This window comes from Pseudonocardia sp. DR1-2, assembly GCF_023717215.1.
Classification (GTDB): domain Bacteria; phylum Actinomycetota; class Actinomycetes; order Mycobacteriales; family Pseudonocardiaceae; genus Pseudonocardia; species Pseudonocardia alni.
Genome location: NZ_JAMQOF010000006.1, coordinates 79,754 through 98,516 on the forward strand (window position 1 = coordinate 79,754; position 18,763 = coordinate 98,516).

The window sequence follows — 18,763 nt, forward strand, 5'->3', positions numbered from 1 at the left end:
GGAGGCGTATGGGTGCCTGGTGGCCCCCGCGGTCTTCAACACCGACGTGGCCGAGCATCTCGGCCAGGCGGGTTCGATTCCCGTCCGCCTCCGCCGACCACCACCCCCGACGACCGGGACGACGAGCCCCACCGCGATGAGCATCCTGCACCTGGACGAGCTGTCCCCCACCTCGGGTGACGGCCCGTCCGGTGTGCCGGAGCTCGCGGCCGCGGTACGCGAGGGGCGGCTGAGCGCGGCCACCGTCGCCGAGCGGCTCCTCGCCACCCCCGGCGCGGTCCCCGTGGGCGCCGGGCTGGTGGTGGATCCCGCGCCGCTGCGCGCGGCCGCCGCGGCGCTCGACCGGCGCACCGACCGGTTCGCCCTGCCGCTGGCAGGGGTCCCGGTGGTGGTCGAGGACGGCATCTCCGTGGCCGGGCGCGGGGACGAGATCGTGCGCAGGCTGCGGGCCGCGGGAGCACTCGTCGCAGGGCGGGCGCGGACCGCCGAGCACGAGGTGGGCCTCGACGCCACCCCGGGTGGCCGGGCCACCGCGACCGTGGTCGCCTCCGGCGTCGTCCCGCTCGGGATCGGTGTCGACGGCGACGGCACGCTGCGCTGCGCCGCCGCCGCCCACGGGATCGCCGCGCTCAAGCCGGGCCGCCGGGTGCTCCCGCTGCCCGACGCCGCCGAGCGACGCTGGTGCGGGCTGGCCGAGCCCACCCTGCTCGCCGGGCGCGCGGAGGACCTCACCGCGGTGCTCGACGCGCTCTCGCGCGGCACCGGCGGGCCGCCCGCGCCGTCGTCGGTGCTGCGGCTCACCACCCCCGCCGGCGCCGGCCCCGGTCCGGCCGCGGCGCCCGTCTCCTCGCTGGCCGCGTCGCTGCGCACCGGCCGTACCCGGCTCGCCGGGCCGGACTCCGCGTCCGCGGTGCACGCGGCGATCCGGCTGCTGCAGGACGCCGGGCTGGGCCTCGTCGCGGCCGACCCGCCGTACCGGGCCGTGCTGGTCGTGCACTCGGCCCGCCGCCGTCAGGCCGGGCTCGCCCGCCGGGTCGAGGACCTCGGCCTCGACCCCGCCGAGCTGCCGCGCAGCGCCCGCAGCCTGGTCCGGCGCGGCCGCCGCGTCCGACGCCTGGGCGGGCTGCGTCCCGCGACCCCCGCGTCGTGGCGGCAGCGGATGGTCGCCTGGCTCGACGACGCCGGCGCCGAGGCCGGCCTGCTGCCCGCCCCGCCCGGGGCGTCCGGGGCCGGGTCCACCGGGATGGCCGCGTGGAACCTGGCCGGGCTGCCGTCACTGGTCGCGCCGGTGAACCGGCCCGGGGAACACGGCTGCGTGCAGCTCGTGGGCCGGCCCGGGTCGGAGCGGCGGCTGCTCGCGACCGCCGCCCTGCTCGCCGGGGAATGATCCCCGGCCCGGCTCAGTCCGCGGGCGGGGACCAGACCCCGGTCGCGACGAACCGGTCGAGGGTCTCCGTGTAGGGCGCCAGGTCCATCCCCTGGGCGGCGACCCAGGCGTCGTCGTAGTAGCTGTGGCGGTAGCGCTCGCCGCCGTCGCACAGCAGGGTCACGACGCTGCCCGCGCGTCCGGCGCGGAGCATCTCCGCGACGACCTGGTAGACGCCCCACAGGTTGGTGCCGGTCGACCCGCCCGCCCACCGGCCGGTGCGGTCGCGCAGGTGCCGGGCGGCGGCGACGCTGGCCGCGTCGGGCACCGGGACCATCCGGTCGATCACCGACGGGACGAAGCTCGGCTCCATCCGGGGCCGCCCGATCCCCTCGATCCGCGACGCCGCCCCGGTCGCGTACGACGGGTCCCCCGCCGTCCAGCCGGGCAGGAACGCCGACCCCTCCGGGTCGACGACGGCCAGCCGGGTCGCGAGCCGCCGGTAGCGCAGGTAGCGGCCGATCGTGGCCGAGGTGCCCCCGGTCCCGGCCCCGACGACGATCCACTCCGGCACCGGGTGCGGCTCCTCGGCCAGCTGGGCCAGGATCGACTCGGCGATGTTGTTGTTGCCGCGCCAGTCGGTCGCGCGCTCGGCGTAGGTGAACTGGTCGAGGTAGTGCCCGCCGGTGTCCGCGGCGAGCCGCTCGGCCTCGGCGTAGACCTCGCCGCCGTGGTCGACGAAGTGGCAGCGCCCGCCCTCCCGCTCGATCAGCGCGATCTTCTCCGGGCTGGTCGAGCGCGGCATGACGGCCACGAACGGCACCCCGAGCAGCCGGGCGAAGTACGCCTCGGAGACCGCCGTCGACCCGGAGCTGGCCTCGACGACCGTGGTGCCCTCGGTGATCCAGCCCGACGCGAGCGCGTAGAGGAACAGCGACCGGGCCAGCCGGTGCTTGAGGCTGCCGGTGGGGTGCACCGACTCGTCCTTGAGGTAGACCTGCACGCCCCACTCGGCAGGCAGGTCCAGCACGTGCAGGTGCGTGTCGGCGGAACGGTTCGCGTCGGCCTGGACGCGGCGCATCGCCTCGTCGACCCAGGCGCGGGTACGGGCACAGGAGCGGTCGACGGGCTGCACGCCCCGACCCTAGATCGGCCTCAGAGCCGGACCAGCCCGGTCCCCTCGGTCACGGTGCCGATCCGGGCCGCGCCGTGCCCGCGCCCGCGCAGCCACGCGACGGCGGCGTCGCCGCGGCCGGGGGCGGCGCCGAACAGCAGCCCGCCGGAGGTCTGGGCGTCGGACAGGACCAGCAGGTCCTCCTCGCCCGCGGAGCCCGCGACGACCCGGTCGTCGATCCAGGCGCGGTTGCGCAGCGTGCCGCCGGGGACGACGCCGTCGGCGACCAGCTCCCGCACCCCGCCGAGCAGCGGCACCGCGGCGACGTCGACGTGGGCGTCCACCCCCGAGGCGACGGTCATCTTCGTGAGGTGCCCGAGCAGGCCGTAGCCGGTGACGTCGGTGCAGCCGGTGGCGCCCGCCCCGCGGGCGGCCGCCGCGGCGTCGGCGTTCGGGGTGGTCATGACGGCGACGGCGGCGTCGACGTCCGCGGGCACCCCGCGTTTCACCGCGGTGGTGGTCACGCCGATCCCGAGCGGCTTGGTCAGCACCAGCTCGTCGCCCGGGCGCAGCCCGGCGTTGGTCAGGACCCGGTCCGGGTGGACCTCCCCCACCACGGCGAGGCCGTACTTCGGCTCCGGGTCGTCGATCGTGTGCCCGCCGACGACGGCGAACCCGCACCGCCGCCCCACCCCGGCGCCGCCCTCCAGGACGGCGGCCAGTACGTCCGGCCCGAGCTGCTCGGACGGCCAGCAGACCAGGTTCAGCGCGAACAGCGGGGTGCCACCCATCGCGTAGACGTCGGAGACGGCGTTGGTGGCGGCGATCGCGCCCCAGGTCCCCGGGTCGTCGACGACCGGGGTGAAGAAGTCGGTGGTCGCGACCAGCGCACGGTCCGCGGACAGCCGCCAGACCGCGGCGTCGTCCCCGGTGTCGGTGCCGACCAGCAGGTCCGGGTGGGACGGGGGCGTGACCGCCGCCAGGACCTCCCCCAGCTGGGCCGGTCCGAGCTTGCAGCCGCAGCCCGCGCCGTGGCTGAACTCGGTGAGTCGACGGGCGACACCGGTGTCGGACATGTCCCCATCCTGGCAGCGTCGCTCCGTGATCGCCCGCGTTACACACCGTCGACCGCCGGACTGCCGCCGTCCGCCGAACGGGGGCTGTCGGGCTGCGCCGGGGAGACGGAGACTGACGCACCGTGAGCAACTGCACGGGGGGTACGACGAGGTGACCGACGGTGTCACGGATACCGGCGCCGAGGTGACGGCCGAGGACGTACGCGACGACGAGACGACCCGCTCCGGGGACGCCGTTCCCCCGGCCGGGCCCGTCGCCGACGCCGTGCTCCCTCCGACGACGGCCGCCGGACTGCCGCAGCGCGCCCCGCGCGGTGGCGACGGCGCCCGCAGCGTCGAGCACACCGTCGAGGACCTGGTGGGCCGCCTCGCCGCGGCCGAGCACGCCCGCGACGCCGCCGAGCGCCGGGCCGAGGCGCTCGCCGCCGCCCTCGAGGACGCCCGGTCGCGGCCCGCGGAGACCTTCGGCATGCGCGCGGACAAGGTGCTGCGGATGGCCGAGCACGAGGCCGCGATGCGGCGGCGCACCGCCGAGACCGAGGCCGCGCAGCTGGTGGACGCCGCCCGCGACGAGGCCGCCCGGATCGTCGACGACGCCCGCGCGGAGGTCGACCGGCTGCGTGCGGCCGGGGTGGCCGCGCGGCGGGACAGCGAGCTCGTCGCCGACACCGCGGCGTCGATGCACGCCCACGTGTCCGCGCTGCGCTCCTCGGTGCGCGAGGAGATCGCCCGGCTGCACGGGATGCTGGGGTCCGAGCTCGGCAGGCTCGACGCGCCCTCCCGGGCCGCGCGCGGCGCCGACCAGGGCGAGCGTGTCCGGCGCCCGGTGGGCGGCCCGGCGCACGCCCTGCGGACCGGCGAGGCCCCCGGGACCGACGAGCTCGCGGCCGACGACGCCGCCGTGGTCGTGGACCACGCCGACGCCGTCGACCTGCCGGCTGTGGTGCTGCCCGAACAGCGCGAGCCGGAGCCGCAGGCCGATGCGGCCCCGGCCACCGGCACCGCCGCCACCGCCGAGGGCAGCGGGCAGCGGACGTCCTGACCCCGGGCCCCGGAACGCGACGGCCCGGAGCACGGGACAGCACGGTGTGACGGGGGTTACGGTGCGCCGGTGACTCCCGCCGAGCCCGACCCGCGCCGGCGCGTCCCTCGGACCGACGTCGTCCTGGCCGACCCGGCGCTGGCCGGGGCCGCCGCACGGCTGGGCCGGCCGCGGGTCAAGCGCGCCGTCGTCGCGGCGCAGCAGGACGCGCGGGCGGGCCGGATCGCACCCGAGGAGGTCGCCGCCGTCGCCGGGGCGTCGCTGCCCGCCGCCGCGACCGGGATCCGGGCGGTCCTCAACGCGAGCGGCGTCCTGCTGCACACCAACCTGGGCCGGGCGCCGCTGTCGGCCGCCGCCGTCGACGCGCTGGGGGTGGCCGCGGGCACCTGCGACGTCGAGCTGGACCTGGCGACCGGGCGCCGCGGGCCGCGCGGCACGGACGCGCTGGCCGCGCTGCGCGACGCCGTCCCGGGTGCGGGGGCGGCCTGGGTGGCGAACAACGGCGCCGCCGCCCTCGCGCTGGTCTGCGCCGCCCTCGCCGGGACCGGCCGCGAGGTCGTGATCTCCCGGGGCCAGCTCGTCGAGATCGGCGACGGATTCCGCATCCCCGAGCTGATCGAGTCCACCGGGGCCCGGCTCCGCCCGGTCGGCACCACCAACCGCACCCACCTGCGCGACTACGCCGGCGCGATCGGCCCGGACACCGCGTTCGTGCTGGTGGTGCACCCGTCGAACTTCGTGGTGACGGGGTTCGTCTCGGCCGTCGGGGTCCGGGAGCTGGCCGGGCTGGGGCCACCGGTCGTCGTCGACATCGGGTCCGGGCTGCTGACCCCGCACCCGCTGCTGCCCGACGAGCCCGACGCCGCGGGCACCCTCGCCGACGGCGCCGACCTCGTCACCGCCTCCGGGGACAAGCTCCTCGGCGGACCGCAGGCCGGTCTGCTCCTCGGCGGCGGGGACCGCGGCGCCGCCCTGGTCGAGCGGGTGCGGCGCTTCCCGCTGGCCCGGGCGATGCGCGTCGACAAGCTGACCCTCGCGGCGCTGGAGGCGTCGGTGGCCGGTCCGCCGACGCCCGTCCGGGAGTTCCTCGACGCCGACCCGGCCGCGCTGCGGGCGCGGGCCGACACGCTCGCCGCGGCCCTGGCCGCCGACGGGATCGACGCGACCGCGACGGACACCGTCGCCGGGGTCGGCGGTGGCGGCGCACCCGGGGTGGAGCTGCCCAGCGCCGCGGTCGCGCTGCCCGAGCGGTACGCGGCCGCACTGCGTGCCGGTGACCCGCCGGTGCTGGGCCGGGTCGCCGACGGGCGCTGCCTGCTCGACCTGCGGGCGCTGCCGCCGTCGGCGGACGCGGCGCTGGCCGGGGCCGTGCGCGCGGTGCCCGTGCCTCCGGAGGACTGAGCCGTGCACGTCCTCTGCACCGCGGGCCACGTCGACCACGGCAAGTCCACGCTGGTCCGGGCGCTGACCGGGATGGAGCCCGACCGGTACGCCGAGGAACGCCGCCGCGGGATGACCATCGACCTGGGCTTCGCGTGGACCGAGGTGCCGGGGGCGGGCACGGTCGCCTTCGTCGACGTCCCCGGGCACGAACGCTTCGTCGCCACGATGCTCGCCGGGGCCGGGCCGGTCCCGGCGGCGCTGTTCGTCGTCGCCGCGGACGAGGGCTGGATGCCGCAGTCCGGGGAGCACGCCGACGCGCTCGCGGCCGCGGGCGTCACCGACGGACTGCTCGTGGTCACCCGCTCCGACCTGCTCGATCCCGAGCTGGCCCTCGACGACGCCCGCGCGGCGCTCGCCGCCCGCGGGCTCGGCGGCTGGCCCTCGGTCGCCGTCTCCGCCCGCACCGGCACCGGTCTCGACGCGCTGCGCGGCGCGCTGGCCGCGCTCACCGCGCGGCTGCCCGCACCCGACCCGGACGGGCCGGTGCGGCTGTGGGTGGACCGGGCGTTCACCGTCCGCGGGGCGGGGACCGTCGTCACCGGCACGCTGCGCAGCGGCACCGTGCGCCCCGGCGACACCCTGGAGCTCGACGGCGGCGCCGGGCGGGCACCGGTGACCGTGCGCGGGGTGCAGGAGCTCGGCGAGCCGGTCGACGCCGCCGCCGCGGTCGCGCGGGTCGCGCTGAACCTGCGGGGCGTCCCCCGCGACCGGGTCGACCGCGGCGACGCGCTGCTCGGCCCGGGGGCGTGGCCGGTGACCGGGGAGGCCGACGCCCGGCTGCACGGGGTCGGCGGGCCGGTGCCGCTGCCGTCGTCGCCGGTCGGGCTGACCCTGCACGTCGGCTCGGCGGCCGTGCCGGTGCGGGTCCGCCCGCTCGGTCCCGGCCCGGCGGGCGGCGACCCGGTCGTGCGGCTGACCCCGGCACGGCCGCTGCCGCTGCGGATCGGGGACCGGGCGGTGCTGCGTGACCCGGGTGCCGGGCGGATCGTGGCCGGGGTGACGGTGCTGGACCCGGCACCGCCGCCGCTGCGCAGACGCGGTGCGGCCCGCCGCCGGGCCGACGAGCTCGCGGGGGCCGGTGCCGTCCCCGACGCCGACGCCGAGCTCGCCCGGCGCGGCACCGTCCGGGCCGACGACCTGGTGCGCTGGGGCGTGCCCGCCGGCGAGGTGGCCGCGCTCGCGGCCCGGGTTCCCGGCGCGGCGGGCCGGTTGCTGCACCCGGCCACCGCCGCGTCGTCGGCCGCCGCACTGGCCGCCGCCGTCGCCGCGCACGACGCCGAGGACCCCCTCGACCCCGGGCTGCCGCTCGCCGCGGCCCGGCGCGCCGCGGGACTGCCGGACGTCGCGCTGGTGGAGGCCGTGCTGTCCGCCGTCGGCGGGTCCGGTCTCGTCCTGCGCGACGGGCGGGTGCGGGCCGACGCGGACACCGGCCCGCCCGCGGCCCTGCGCGACGCCGCGGCCCGCGTGCGCGCCGACCTCGACGGGGCCCCGTTCGCCGCACCGGGGGCGGCCCGGCTCGCGGAGCTGGGGCTCGGGCCGCGGGAGCTGGCGGTGCTCGACCGCGCCGGGGAGCTGCTGCGGGTGGCCCCGGAGGTCGTGCTCGGCCCCGACGCGCCGGAGCGGGCGGTCGCCGCGCTCGACGGGCTCGACGGCGCGTTCACCGTCTCCGCCGCGCGGGAGGTACTCGGGAGCAGCCGCCGCGTCGTCGTGCCGCTGCTGGAGCTGCTGGCCCGCAGGGGCCTCACGGTGCGGATGCCCGACGGGACACATCGCCTGCGCTGAGCGGGCTCCGAGTGGCGACGCCGTGCCGCGGTGCCTACCGTCGACCCAATGACCGACCCCCGTCCGCCCGCCGCCGGCACCACCGACGGCTCGGGCGGGACGTCACCCGATGTCACCGACACCTGCGACGGGCTGCGGCTGGAGACCTCCCGGCCCGCGGACGGGACGGTCGTCGTCGCCGTGACCGGTGAGCTGGACATGCTGACCGCGCCGGAGCTGCGGCACGCGGTGGCCGAGCAGATCTCCGCGGCCTCGCTGGTCGTGCTGGACCTCGACGGGGTCCGTTTCCTCGGCACGTCCGGGCTGGCGGCGCTGATCGAGCTGCGGGAGCAGGCCCACCGGGCCGGGGTCGAGCTGCGTCTGGCGTGCACCGAGCGGCGTGTCCTGCGCCCGATCGGCATCGCCGGGCTGCACCATCTGTTCGACATCCACGACGACGTGCAGGCCGCACTCGACTCCTGAGAAAGTGACCTGAGTCACATCTCGGAGTGCCCGGATCCGCCTCCTCGCGCGGCGCGGTGCGCGGCGCGGGGGTGCGTGGCGGTGTCGTGAACAGGGGCGATGCCCGGTCCGTCCGACCGCGCGGCCGGCCCGGGACGCCTCGCGCGGCCCGTCGCTAGCACCGATCCCGGCGTCGCGCAGGTTTGATCTCGAACCCCCTCGGGAACCGGGGTGAGGAGCCAACCCGGTCCTCCCGGGCCCCGAGCGACGAGGTGAGCACGTGAGCGACGTTTCCCGGCTTCCCGGCCCGATGGACGACGTGTGGCAGTGGCAGCGACTGGGTGCGTGCCGCGGCATGGACAGCGCCGTGTTCTTCCATCCCGACGGGGAGCGCAACCCCTCCCGGTCGCGTCGCACCGAGCGCGCGAAGCAGGTCTGCCGGGGATGTCCCGTGCTGCAGGAGTGCCGTCGCTTCGCGCTGGCCAGCCGTGAGCCGTTCGGCGTGTGGGGCGGGCTGGGCGAGTCCGAGCGCCGCGCCATCATCGAGCGCCGCGACGCCGAGCGCATCGTCGCCGAGCAGGGTCCCGGCCTCGCCGCCGTCGTCTGACGGACCACGGACGACGGATCACCGATCCGGCACGGCCCGCCCGGGTTCCGGGCGGGCCGTTCCGCTGCTCGGCCGTTCCGCTGCTCGGCCGTTCCGGCCGCCCGGCCGGCGTCACACCGCCGAGGGCAGCGCCTCCGGTTCCGTGAGGTCCTCCGCGACGGGTCCGGCGGGCCGGTAGGGCAGCACCGGCAGGCCGTAGACCCGGGCGACGCGGCGCACCGCGCGGCGGACCACCTCGATCTCCGGGTCGTGCACCGGCCCGGCGGCGGCCGGGGCCACGCACCAGGTGTCGTCGTCGGGGTCGAACCCGACGAGCTCCGAGAGCGCCGCGACCAGGTCCGCCTCGTCGCCGTCCTGCACCGCCCAGCGCAGCCCGAGCCGGTGCACCCGCACCCGCTCGACCGGCAGCGCCGCGACCGGCACGTCCTCGGTGTCGTCCTCGGCCGCCAGCAGCTCCCGCGCCTCGACCGGTGTCAGCGGGCGCCGGGTGGGGGCCGGGTCGTCCCGCACGACCAGCAGGTCGGTCTCCCCCGCCTCACCGGAGAGCGCCGCGAGCGGGCCCCCCGCACGAGCGGACTCCGCCGCGGTCAGTGCCACCGCGACCAGCCTCCGCGGCCGCGTCGTCCCCTGCCTCACGCTCGCCCCCGTCGATCCCACACGTCCTCGTCCGTCGAGTACAACGCCCGGATCCCCGATTCGGGCGTCGATTACCCACCCGGACGGACGAGTGGGGTCACCCGGTCCACGAGCGGGCGACGACCCCCTGTCCGCGACCCGCGGACCGCGCCGACCGCAACACCGCCGTGACCTCGGCCCGCCCACCGGTAGCGCGGATGGGCCGGACGGTCGAACGGTGCCGGTCCGCCGCCGGGCGGGGCACCGCCCGTGGGCGGCCGCCCCGGACGGTCGACCCCGGACGCCCGACGCGGCCGGAGCGGTCGACCCGTCCGGCCGCGACCGCCGACACGGCAGGCCGGCCGCCGATCGGGTCGGCCGGTGCGGCCGATCGGGTCGCCCCCGCGCGACCGGGGCCGGACGGGTGACGGCCCGGTCGACCGGACCGTCAGGCCGGGTGGTCCAGACGGATCGCGAGCAGGGCGATGTCGTCGTCGAGCCGGTCCGGCAGGCAGACCTCGAGCACCCGCTCCACCACCCGCTCCGGGTCGGCGTCGGACGGCAGCTCCTCCAGCGTGCGCTCGATGAGCTCGGTGCGGGCGTCTGCGTCCTCACCGATGATGTCGGTCAGACCGTCGGTGTAGAACACGAGCAGCGACCCGGCGGCACACGGGACCGTGGCGCCGCCGCGGTGCGCCCCGGCGGCCCGCCCGAAGTCCGGCACCGCGCCGAGCATCGGCGAGTGGTGCGCGTCGAGCCGGTGCAGCCGGCCCTGCGGGTCGCGCAGCAGCGGCGGCGGGTGCCCGGCGTTGGCGTAGGTCAGCTCGCGTCCGCCGTCGGGGGCCACCGGCCCGAACCGGGCGTACACCGCGGTCGCCATCGCGGCGATGTCCAGGCCCTGCACCAGCTGGTCGCAGCGATCGAGCACCGGCCCGGGCGCGTCCCCGCCCCAGGCGTAGGAGCGCAGCACGCCGCGCAGCTGCCCCATCGCGGCCGCCGCCGACAGGTCGTGGCCGACGACGTCGCCCACCGCGGCGCCGACCGAGCCGTCCGGCATCGGCAGCACGTCGTACCAGTCCCCGCCCACCTGGTTGCCGTCCGCGCCCACCAGGTAGCGGGCCGCGACCCGCATCCCCTGGACCTGCGGCAGCGCCGGGAGCAGGCTGTGCTGCAGGGTCGCCGCCGCGGCCCGCTCCACCTCGTAGAGCCGGGCGTTGTCGACGGCCAGCCCGGCGCGGCCCGCGAGGTCCGAGGCCAGGTGCAGGTCGCGCTGGGTCCAGCGACGGCCGTAGGGGAACTGGGTGGACAGCGTCACCAGGCCGAGCACCCGGCCGCGGCCGAGCAGCGGGACGACCATCGCCGAGCGCAGCCGCAGCCGCTCATAGGCGTCGGCCGCCTCCGGGTCGTCGGGGTAGACCTCGCGGCCGTCGTCGGGCAGCTCCTGCACCAGGTACGGCTTGCCGGTCCGCACCGCGGTCTCGGCCTGCTGCTCGATCCGCACGGCCCCCAGCGGACCGGACCGCGACAGCAGCGCCTCGTCGTCGGCGTCCCGGGCGGCGACGGCCATCCGTTCGCGGGTCGCCCCGTCGGGGGTGTCGAGCAGGTCCACCGTGCACAGGTCGGCCAGCTCCGGCACCACGATCCGGGAGAAGCGGCGGCAGGCGTCGGCCACGTCGAGCGCCGTCGTCATCTGGGTGGTCGCCTCGGCCAGCAGCCGCAGCTGGGCCCGCGCGGCCTCGGCGTCGGCGAGCGCCGCCCGCCGCTCCTGCTCGACGACGACCCGCTCGGTGACGTCGCTCTGCACGCCGACGAAGTTGACCAGCTCGCCGTCGCCGTCGTGCACCGGCGAGATGGACACCTGGTTCCAGAACGCGGTGCCGTCGCGCCGGTAGTTGAGCAGCACCTCGGTGATCGCCCGCCGTTCCCGCAGCGCCTCGCGCACCCGGCGGACCGCGGACCGGTCGGTGTTGGGGCCCTGCAGGAACCGGCAGTTGCGCCCGACCACCTCGTCGAGGGGGTACCCGGTCAGCCGTTCGAACGACGGGTTCACCCAGGCCAGCGGGTCGTCCTCACGCTGCGGGTCGGAGATGGTGAACGACATCTCGGTGGCGAGCACCGCACGGTCGCGCAGGAAACCCATCCGGTCGCGGTCCTCGCCCTGGCCGACCTCGGAGTCCGACAGCGGCAGCAGCACGGCCAGCGCCCGCCCGGGCCCGGTGGCCGAGGTCTGCGCGTAGGTGCCCTGCCCCTGGGTTCCGGGGTCGGCCAGCGCGAACCCGGTCACCCAGACCAGGGTGCTGCTGGCCGTGGCCCCCTCCCCCGGGACCGGGACACCGTCGCGGTCGGGCATGAGCCCCGGTCCGTGCAGCGCGACCGGCTCGCCGGACACCGCCTCGCCGGAGGCGATCCGGGCCAGCGGGGACCCCTCGCCGATGTACGGACGGCCGTCCAGGTCGGTCAGCCGCGCGGCCTCGCTCCACTCGCGGACCCCGATGGGCAGCCGCACCGGGCGGTCACCGGCCAGCTCCAGCGCGGTCGTGTTGGCGTAGACGATCCGGCGCTCGGAGATGTCGATCATCAGGACGGCCACCTGCGCCCCGCCGCGCACGTGCGGCATGGCCGGGGTGCTCGGCTGCTCCCCGAAGGACTCCACCGAGGTCGCGACCGCCTGGTCGACGGCCCGGTCCACCGCGTCGCCGGGGGGACCCGCCGGGGCGTCGGGGCCGAGATCGGAGTACCGCGTCACCCGGGCGAGCCTAAGGGCAGGCGCCGTGCCGGGCCCGCCGAGCCCGGCCGGTATCGTCGGGCCCGGTCTCCTGTCGTGGGTGGACCGGACCCGGCGCGGGCCAGGACGGCCCCGCCGCGACCCCGGTGCGTCGTGCGGCGCGAGAAGACACCTGCCCGTCGAGAGCACGGCGGCGCTCCACAACGCTTCCGCGCCGCCCGGCGCCCGACACGGAGGTGATCACCCTGCCCGGATCCGCGCCGGCGCAACCGTCCCGGGGGGACGGGGACGCCGAGCTGGACGGCACCGACTCCGCCCACCTCGGCGTCGGCTTCTCCTCACCGCGCAGCGGCCTGACCGTGCTCACCGTGCGCGGCGAGGTCGACACCCTGACCGCACCGCGTCTCGAGACCGCCCTCGACGAGCTGCTGGACCTCGCCCCCGACGGCGACGGCCGCGACCTCGCCGTGGACCTGGAGGGCGTCACGTTCCTCGCCTCCAGCGGCCTCGGCGTGCTCATCCACACCGCCCGGCGGGCCGCCCGGGACGGACGGCGGCTGTTCGTCGTCGCCACCAACCGGGCCGTGCTCCGGCCGCTCGAGGTCACCGGCTCCGCCCAGCTGTTCACCGTCCTGCCCGACCAGGCGGGCATTCCCGGCGCCTGAGCGGGCACCCGGTCCTGCACACCCCCGCCGGAGGCGACATGATCCGGCCCGACACCCCCGTCGCACGAAAGGACTCGTCAGCGTGGCCCAGGAGGACGTGGCAGGCACGGCGCACGGCGCCGGCACCGACAACACCGTCGAGATCAGGGTCGCGGCGCGGCCCGCGCTGATCCCCACGGTCCGTGCGGTGGCCTCCGACCTCGCCGCACGCGCGGACTTCGACCTGGACGCGGTCTCCGATCTGCGGATGGCCGTCGACGAGGCGTGCGCGACGCTGGTCGCGATGGCCGCCCCCGGATCGCCGCTGCGGTGCACCTTCGCCGTCTCCGACGAGCGGATCGAGGTCACCGCCCGGGTCGAGACCGGCACCGGTGCGCAGCTGCCCACCGACTCCTTCGGCTGGCGGGTCCTGCAGACCCTGGCCGACCACGTCGCGGTCGAGTCCGGTGAGGAGGACGGCGGGCGCCCGGCCCTCACCATCCGCCTGCACAAGCTCGCGGGTCACGGGCTGTGACGTGACGTCGGACCCTCAGTACGCCCACCTCACCCCGCTGCTCGAGCAGTACGCGGGTCTCGACGACGGCGACCCCCGCCGGGAACGGCTGCGCGAGCAGCTCGTCACCGGCTACCTGCCCGTCGCCCAGCACATCGCCCGCCGGTTCAACCACCGCGGCGAGCCCCTCGACGACCTCGTGCAGGTCGCGACGGTCGGGCTGATCAACGCCATCGACCGGTTCGACCCGGAGAAGGGCGGTGAGTTCTTCTCCTTCGCCGTGCCCACGATCTCCGGTGAGGTACGCCGGCACTTCCGGGACCAGAGCTGGTCGATGCGGGTGCCGCGGCGGCTCAAGGACATGCACGTGTCGATCAACGGCGCGGTGTCCGAGCTGTCCCAGACCCTCGGTCGTGCGCCCCGGCCCTCGGAGCTCGCCGAGTACCTCGACCTGCCCGTCGCCGAGGTCCTGGAGGGCCTGGAGGCCGCCGAGGCCTACCGCAGCTCCTCGCTCGACGAGATGCTGTCGTCGGAGGACGGCAGCGCCACCGTCGGCGAGCTGGTCGGCGACGCCGACGCCGAGCTCGACCGGGTCGACTACCGCGAGTCGCTGCGCCCGCTGCTCGCCGAGCTGGCGCCCCGCGAGCGGACCATCGTGATGCTGCGGTTCTTCGGCAACCGCACCCAGACCCAGATCGCCCAGGAGGTCGGCATCTCCCAGATGCACGTCTCCCGGCTGCTCGCGCAGACGCTGTCCCGGCTGCGCAACCGGCTCGACCCGGAGGACCGCACCTTCTGACGCCCGGGCCGCGCAGCGGCGCCGTGCCCCGTCCGCGAGGATCGGGGCGGGACCGGCGCACCGTCCGGGCCCGGAGCGGGGAGGTAGGAGATGAGCGTGCCGGAACACGTGCTGGTGGTCGGCGCAGGACTGGCCGGACTGCGCACGGTGGAGAACCTGCGCCGGGACGGTTACGAGGGCCGGATCAGCCTGGTGGGGGCCGAGGAGCACCTCCCCTACGACCGACCGCCGTTGTCCAAGCAGTTCCTGGCCGGTGAGTGGGAGCGCACCAAGGTCGACCTGTGCACCGCCGAGGACCTCGACGAGCTCGGCGTACGCACCCACCTCGGCCGCTCCGCGGTCGCCCTGCGGCCCGCCGAGGACCCGGCCGACGGCTCCGAGGTCGAGCTCGACGACGGCACCGTGCTGCACGCCGACGCCGTCGTCCTCGCTGTGGGGGTCACCTCCCGGGTGCTCGACGACCAGCCCGACTCCGCGCACCTGCTGCGCGCCGTCGACGAGTCCGAGCAGCTGCGCGACGCGCTGGCCGCGGCGTCGTCGCTGCTCGTGGTGGGTGCCGGGTTCATCGGGGCCGAGGTCGCGAGCACCGCCCGGGATCGGGGTGTCACGGTCACCGTGGTCGAGACCGGCACCGTGCCGATGGCACGGCTGCTGGGCGACCGGGCCGGTGCGGTCGTGGCCCGGCTGATGAGCGACGCCGGGGTCGACCTGCGCACCGGGGTGTCGGTGTCGGAGCTGACGGACTCGGGCGCCACGCTCTCCGACGGGTCGACGGTGACGGCCGACGAGATCGTCGTCGGCGTCGGCGGGATGCTCGACCTGGGCTGGCTGGAGGCCACCGGCGTCGACGTCGCCGACGGCATCCCCTGCGACCACCGCGGCCGGGTCGACGGGCTGCCCGGGGTGTGGGCGGCGGGCGACGCGGCCGCCTGGACCGACCCGGACACCGGCGAGCGCACCCGGCTGGAGCACTGGACCTCCGCGAGCGACCAGGCCGCCGCGGTCGCCGCGGACATCACCGGCACGACCCCGCCGCCCGCCGCGGTGCCGTTCTTCTGGTCCGACCAGTTCGGCATGAAGATCCAGCTCGTCGGGCGGCCGGACCGCGCGGACTCGCTGCTGCCGCTGCACGGCGAGGGTCTCGACGACGGCCCGGTGAAGGGCACCGTGCTCGGCTACCTGCGCGGCGACGACCTCGTCGCCGTCGCCGGGTTCGGCGCGGCCCGGCTCGTCGCCCGCTACCGCCGCCCGCTGGCCGAGGGTGCCGACCGCGCCGCGACGCTGGAGCTGCGCGACTCGCTGTCCTGACACACGAACGCCCGGCCGGTGCGGGCACCGGCCGGGCGTGGTGTGCAGGCGGTCTAGCGGAAGATCGAGCGGACGATCGCCAGCCCGACCAGCGCGCCGACCGCGATCAGCGAGTACTTGACCTTCGGGTCGGCGAGCCGCTCCGCGAGCTGCTCCTTGCCGCCCTCGATGAGGTTCTTCGGGTTCGCCCGGTCCGCCAGGGCGTCCAGACTCTCGGCCAGCGCGTCCCGGGTCTTCTCGATCTCGCGCTGGATGTTCTCGGGGTCGCGGGCCACCACGTCCACCTCCGGTTCGGCCGGTACGCGTCCGCGCCCGGGACTCCTGCTGCTCGCGCCCGACGCTGCCCCGACACCGACGTCCGGGCACCGCGAGCGGCGTGGCACACACCGTAGCCACCGCACGGGCCGGTCCGCGCGCCCGCCCACGGCGCGCCGCCGATTCGGGTGCCGCGGACGGTCGCCGGGCGGTACCCGCACGATCCTGCGAGGCTGAGCCGGTGAGTGTGGAACAGTTGTTCGACATCCGCCGGATCTGGGCCGAACCGGACGCGCTGGCGTCGCCGCGCGGACAGCAGGTCGCACTGTCGTTCCCCGACGCCGAGATCGTCGAGGTCGCCTCGCACTGGAACATCGAGGCGCTGCACGGCAACGCCGGCAACGTGGACCGCTGGGTCCGGGTCAAGACCGAGAATCTGGTCCTGGGCGAGAAGAAGTCGCTCTCGGCCCGCCCCAACGGCCGCTCCGCGGACTTCATCGCCCCCTCCACCGCGAACGGCTGCGCGCTGGCCTGCGCCTGCTGCTGCGTCCCCCGGCAGAAGGGCTACGCGAACCCGGTCACCGTGTTCACCAACATCGACCGGATCGTCCGCTACCTGCGCGGGCACGTGCGGCGTCAGGGGCCCAAGACCGAACCGAACCAGGTCCACCACACCGACTGGGTCTACGACATCGGGGAGAACTCCGACGTCGCGGTCGACGCGCTGCTCTCGGACAACGTGGCCGACCTGGTCGGCTGCTTCCGGGATCTGCCCGGCGCGCGGGCCAGCTTCGCGACGAAGTACGTCAACCGCGAGCTGCTGGGCCTCGACCCGCAGGGCGGCACCCGCATCCGGTTCTCGCTGATGCCCGAACACGACAGCAGGCTGCTCGACGTGCGCACCACCCCGGTCGCCCGGCGGATCGCCGCGATCGACGACTTCGTGGCCGCGGGCTACGAGGTGCACCTCAACCTGTCCCCGGTGGTGCTGCGCGAGGGCTGGCAGGCCGACTGGGCCGAGCTCCTGACCCGGATCGGCGACGTCACCGGCCCCGCGTTCCGTGCGCAGGCCGCCGCCGAGGTGATCCTGCTGACCCACAACGAGGGATTGCACGAGGTGAACCTCGGCTGGCACCCGCGGGCGGAGGAGGTGCTGTGGCTACCCGCGATCCAGCAGGGCAAGCGCAGCGGCAACGGCATGTGGAACGTGCGCTACCGGGACACCGTGAAGGCCCGCGGGGTGCGTGAACTGCGCGGCCTCGTCGAGCGGCACGCACCGTGGCTGCGCATCCGCTACGCGTTCTGACCGTTCCGTGACCCCCTCCCCCGCCCAGCCCGGGCGCGCGCAGCGCCTGGCGCTGGCCGCGCTCCGCGACGGCGGGCACTGTGTATGGTGCCGCCGCGACTGCACCGGACCGGTCCGCGCCACGACCGACCACCTCGTCCCGAAGGTGAAGGGCGGACCGTCGTGGCTGGAGAACGAGGTCGTCGCCTGCGGTCGCTGCAACCGGGCTCGCGGTCACACGAGCCCCGCGGACTGGTTCGCCGAGTGCCGCAGGCGCGGCTGGGACCCGGACCTGCCCGCGGTGCTCGGCACGCTGCGCTCGCTCGCCGCGGCGATCGCCGAACGCGGCGGCCTGCGTCGTGCACGGCCCTACCTCGACGGCCAGCTGCGACGGCTGGAACGGCTCGCCGGGGAGCCCTGAGCCCACTCCGTCCACAACCGGACGGTCCGTCCACAGACCGCGTGCTCGGCGCCGAGGGCGGGGACACGGGTGGCACGCTGATCGTCATGAGCACCCGACTGCAGGCGGGCGACACCGCCCCCGACTTCACCCTCGACGACGCCGACGGCACGGCCGTCTCCCTGGCGGACTACCGCGGCCGCAAGGTCGTCGTCTACTTCTACCCGGCGGCGAGCACCCCAGGCTGCACGAAGGAGGCCTGCGACTTCCGCGACAACCTCGCCGAGCTGAACGGCGCGGGCATCGACGTGCTGGGCATCTCCCCGGACAAGCCCGCCAAGCTCGCGACGTTCCGCGACAACGAGGAGCTGACCTTCCCGCTGCTGTCCGACCCGGACCGCGAGGTCCTCACCGCCTGGGGCGCCTTCGGCGAGAAGAAGCTCTACGGCAAGACGGTCACCGGGGTCATCCGCTCCACCTTCCTGGTCGGCGAGGACGGCACGATCGTCGACGCGCAGTACAACGTGAAGGCGACCGGGCACGTGGCGAAGCTGCGCCGGGACTGGAAGGTCTGATGCCCGTCCGGCCGGCGGGCGCGGGGTGAGCGGACGTGCCCCGCGCCCGCCGGTGGACCGACGAGGAGCTGCTCGCGGCGGTGGCGGCGTCGCGACGGTTGAGCGAGGTGTGTCACCGGCTGGGCATCCGGCCCGGGCGGTACGACCAGCTGCGAGCCCACATCGTCCGGACCGGCGCGGACGCGAGCCACATCCCGGGCGCGCTCGACCCCGGGCACCGCAACCACCGACGGCGCTACACCGACGGCGAGCTGCGAGCGGCCGTCGCGGCCGAGGTCAGCGTGCACGCCGTGCTCCGGCGGCTCGGGTACGAGCCCAGCGGCGGCATGTTCCGGGCGGTGGTCGCGCACATCCGGACGCTCGAGCTCGACACGACACACTTCACGGGGCGTTCCTGGGCCCGGGGCCGGACCTTCCCGGGCCGGCGGGCACGCCCGCTGGCGGACATCCTGGTCCGCGGGTCGAGCTACCGCAGCAGCGCGACCCTGCGCCGGCGGCTCGTCGCGGAGGGGCTGAAGGCCGCGCGGTGCGAGGGGTGTGGGTGTGGCCTGACCGAGTGGCAGGGACGACCCGTCCCGCTCCAGCTCGACCACGTCAACGGCGACCACACCGACAACCGGCTCGAGAACCTTCGTATCCTGTGCGCGAACTGCCCCGCCCTCACCGATACCTGGTGCGGCCGAAAGAACTAGCCGGCGTACTCCAACTGGCAGAGAGACACGGTTTAGGTCCGTGCAAGTGCGGGTTCGAATCCCGCCGCCGGCACGCGTCG

19 protein-coding genes and 2 tRNA genes are annotated in these 18,763 nt (G+C 76.5%); 16 read left to right on the forward strand and 5 right to left on the reverse strand.

The window, feature by feature from the left end; genetic code table 11:
• Window positions 1–93: transfer RNA gene (locus ND486_RS18480), tRNA-Sec, on the forward strand.
• Between the two features lie 43 nt (window positions 94–136).
• Complete coding sequence (locus ND486_RS18485; RefSeq protein ID WP_251785493.1) at window positions 137–1,387, forward strand: amidase family protein; 1,251 nt, start codon at window positions 137–139, stop codon at window positions 1,385–1,387.
• Window positions 1,388–1,400: 13 nt separating this feature from the next.
• Here ND486_RS18485 and ND486_RS18490 read toward each other — a convergent pair whose 3' ends face one another.
• Together ND486_RS18490 and selD are read right to left on the reverse strand one after the other, a co-directional pair.
• Window positions 1,401–2,447: a PLP-dependent cysteine synthase family protein gene (locus ND486_RS18490; RefSeq protein WP_251785922.1), complete on the reverse strand. Its 1,047-nt coding sequence runs from the start codon at window positions 2,445–2,447 to the stop codon at window positions 1,401–1,403.
• A gap of 74 nt (window positions 2,448–2,521) precedes the next feature.
• On the reverse strand, window positions 2,522–3,556 hold the full coding sequence (gene selD, locus ND486_RS18495; RefSeq protein WP_251785494.1) for a selenide, water dikinase SelD: 1,035 nt from the start codon (window positions 3,554–3,556) through the stop codon (window positions 2,522–2,524).
• Window positions 3,557–3,740: 184 nt separating this feature from the next.
• Between selD and ND486_RS18500 the strand changes: the two genes are divergently transcribed.
• The 5 genes from ND486_RS18500 (at window position 3,741) to ND486_RS18520 (ending at window position 8,871) form a co-directional block, all read left to right on the forward strand.
• A complete protein-coding gene (locus ND486_RS18500; RefSeq protein WP_251785495.1) occupies window positions 3,741–4,598 on the forward strand; it encodes a hypothetical protein in 858 nt (285 codons plus the stop codon).
• A 69-nt stretch (window positions 4,599–4,667) separates the two neighbouring features.
• On the forward strand, window positions 4,668–5,999 hold the full coding sequence (gene selA, locus ND486_RS18505) for an L-seryl-tRNA(Sec) selenium transferase (protein WP_251785496.1): 1,332 nt from the start codon (window positions 4,668–4,670) through the stop codon (window positions 5,997–5,999).
• A gap of 3 nt (window positions 6,000–6,002) precedes the next feature.
• Window positions 6,003–7,823: a selenocysteine-specific translation elongation factor gene (locus tag ND486_RS18510; protein WP_251785497.1), complete on the forward strand. Its 1,821-nt coding sequence runs from the start codon at window positions 6,003–6,005 to the stop codon at window positions 7,821–7,823.
• 48 nt (window positions 7,824–7,871) lie between these two features.
• Window positions 7,872–8,285, forward strand: a complete 414-nt coding sequence (locus ND486_RS18515; protein WP_062400770.1) for an STAS domain-containing protein — start codon at window positions 7,872–7,874, stop codon at window positions 8,283–8,285.
• 259 nt (window positions 8,286–8,544) lie between these two features.
• Window positions 8,545–8,871 (forward strand): WhiB family transcriptional regulator, encoded by a 327-nt coding sequence (locus ND486_RS18520; RefSeq protein WP_060710891.1) that lies wholly within the window; start codon window positions 8,545–8,547, stop codon window positions 8,869–8,871.
• Window positions 8,872–8,982: 111 nt separating this feature from the next.
• Here the strand turns inward: ND486_RS18520 and ND486_RS18525 are convergent, their stop codons facing one another.
• The gene (locus ND486_RS18525) at window positions 8,983–9,468 is read right to left on the reverse strand and encodes a hypothetical protein (protein ID WP_251785498.1); all 486 of its coding nucleotides are present in this window, start codon (window positions 9,466–9,468) and stop codon (window positions 8,983–8,985) included.
• Window positions 9,469–9,934: 466 nt separating this feature from the next.
• On the reverse strand, window positions 9,935–12,232 hold the full coding sequence (locus ND486_RS18530) for a SpoIIE family protein phosphatase (protein WP_251785499.1): 2,298 nt from the start codon (window positions 12,230–12,232) through the stop codon (window positions 9,935–9,937).
• 215 nt (window positions 12,233–12,447) lie between these two features.
• Here ND486_RS18530 and ND486_RS18535 point away from each other — a divergent pair, with 215 nt between their 5' ends.
• The 4 genes from ND486_RS18535 (at window position 12,448) to ND486_RS18550 (ending at window position 15,476) form a co-directional block, all read left to right on the forward strand.
• Window positions 12,448–12,876 carry an STAS domain-containing protein gene (locus ND486_RS18535; protein WP_251785500.1) on the forward strand — a complete coding sequence of 143 codons (429 nt, stop codon included), beginning with the start codon at window positions 12,448–12,450 and terminating at the stop codon, window positions 12,874–12,876.
• Between the two features lie 82 nt (window positions 12,877–12,958).
• Window positions 12,959–13,390: an ATP-binding protein gene (locus ND486_RS18540; protein WP_062400766.1), complete on the forward strand. Its 432-nt coding sequence runs from the start codon at window positions 12,959–12,961 to the stop codon at window positions 13,388–13,390.
• 1 nt (window position 13,391) lies between these two features.
• Window positions 13,392–14,168, forward strand: coding sequence for a SigB/SigF/SigG family RNA polymerase sigma factor (locus tag ND486_RS18545; protein ID WP_208825020.1), 777 nt, complete (start codon window positions 13,392–13,394; stop codon window positions 14,166–14,168).
• A 90-nt stretch (window positions 14,169–14,258) separates the two neighbouring features.
• The gene (locus tag ND486_RS18550; RefSeq protein ID WP_251785501.1) at window positions 14,259–15,476 is read left to right on the forward strand and encodes an NAD(P)/FAD-dependent oxidoreductase; all 1,218 of its coding nucleotides are present in this window, start codon (window positions 14,259–14,261) and stop codon (window positions 15,474–15,476) included.
• A gap of 53 nt (window positions 15,477–15,529) precedes the next feature.
• Here ND486_RS18550 and ND486_RS18555 read toward each other — a convergent pair whose 3' ends face one another.
• Window positions 15,530–15,751: a DUF3618 domain-containing protein gene (locus tag ND486_RS18555; RefSeq protein ID WP_062404273.1), complete on the reverse strand. Its 222-nt coding sequence runs from the start codon at window positions 15,749–15,751 to the stop codon at window positions 15,530–15,532.
• Window positions 15,752–15,972: 221 nt separating this feature from the next.
• Between ND486_RS18555 and ND486_RS18560 the strand changes: the two genes are divergently transcribed.
• The 5 genes from ND486_RS18560 to ND486_RS18580 all read left to right on the forward strand — a co-directional run bounded on the left by ND486_RS18560 (window position 15,973) and on the right by ND486_RS18580 (window position 18,756).
• The gene (locus ND486_RS18560) at window positions 15,973–17,037 is read left to right on the forward strand and encodes a spore photoproduct lyase family protein (protein ID WP_251785502.1); all 1,065 of its coding nucleotides are present in this window, start codon (window positions 15,973–15,975) and stop codon (window positions 17,035–17,037) included.
• Between the two features lie 7 nt (window positions 17,038–17,044).
• The gene (locus tag ND486_RS18565) at window positions 17,045–17,437 is read left to right on the forward strand and encodes an HNH endonuclease signature motif containing protein (RefSeq protein ID WP_161151331.1); all 393 of its coding nucleotides are present in this window, start codon (window positions 17,045–17,047) and stop codon (window positions 17,435–17,437) included.
• Between the two features lie 86 nt (window positions 17,438–17,523).
• Window positions 17,524–17,991 (forward strand): thioredoxin-dependent thiol peroxidase, encoded by a 468-nt coding sequence (bcp, locus tag ND486_RS18570; RefSeq protein WP_073576290.1) that lies wholly within the window; start codon window positions 17,524–17,526, stop codon window positions 17,989–17,991.
• A 35-nt stretch (window positions 17,992–18,026) separates the two neighbouring features.
• Window positions 18,027–18,683 carry a transposase gene (locus ND486_RS29855; RefSeq protein ID WP_251785503.1) on the forward strand — a complete coding sequence of 219 codons (657 nt, stop codon included), beginning with the start codon at window positions 18,027–18,029 and terminating at the stop codon, window positions 18,681–18,683.
• Window positions 18,683–18,756, forward strand: a tRNA-Leu gene (locus ND486_RS18580). Before ND486_RS29855 ends, ND486_RS18580 begins: the two co-directional genes overlap by 1 nt.
• The last annotated feature ends 7 nt before the right edge of the window (window positions 18,757–18,763 follow it).

Bases quoted from the DNA above. Each gene is read 5' to 3' on its own strand.
- ND486_RS18485 (WP_251785493.1), top strand. From the start codon at position 137: ATGAGCATCCTGCACCTGGACGAGCTGTCCCCCACCTCGGGTGACGGC.
- ND486_RS18490 (WP_251785922.1), bottom strand. From the start codon at position 2,447: ATGCGCCGCGTCCAGGCCGACGCGAACCGTTCCGCCGACACGCACCTG.
- selD (WP_251785494.1), bottom strand. From the start codon at position 3,556: ATGTCCGACACCGGTGTCGCCCGTCGACTCACCGAGTTCAGCCACGGC.
- ND486_RS18515 (WP_062400770.1), top strand. From the start codon at position 7,872: ATGACCGACCCCCGTCCGCCCGCCGCCGGCACCACCGACGGCTCGGGC.
- ND486_RS18550 (WP_251785501.1), top strand. From the start codon at position 14,259: ATGAGCGTGCCGGAACACGTGCTGGTGGTCGGCGCAGGACTGGCCGGA.
- bcp (WP_073576290.1), top strand. From the start codon at position 17,524: ATGAGCACCCGACTGCAGGCGGGCGACACCGCCCCCGACTTCACCCTC.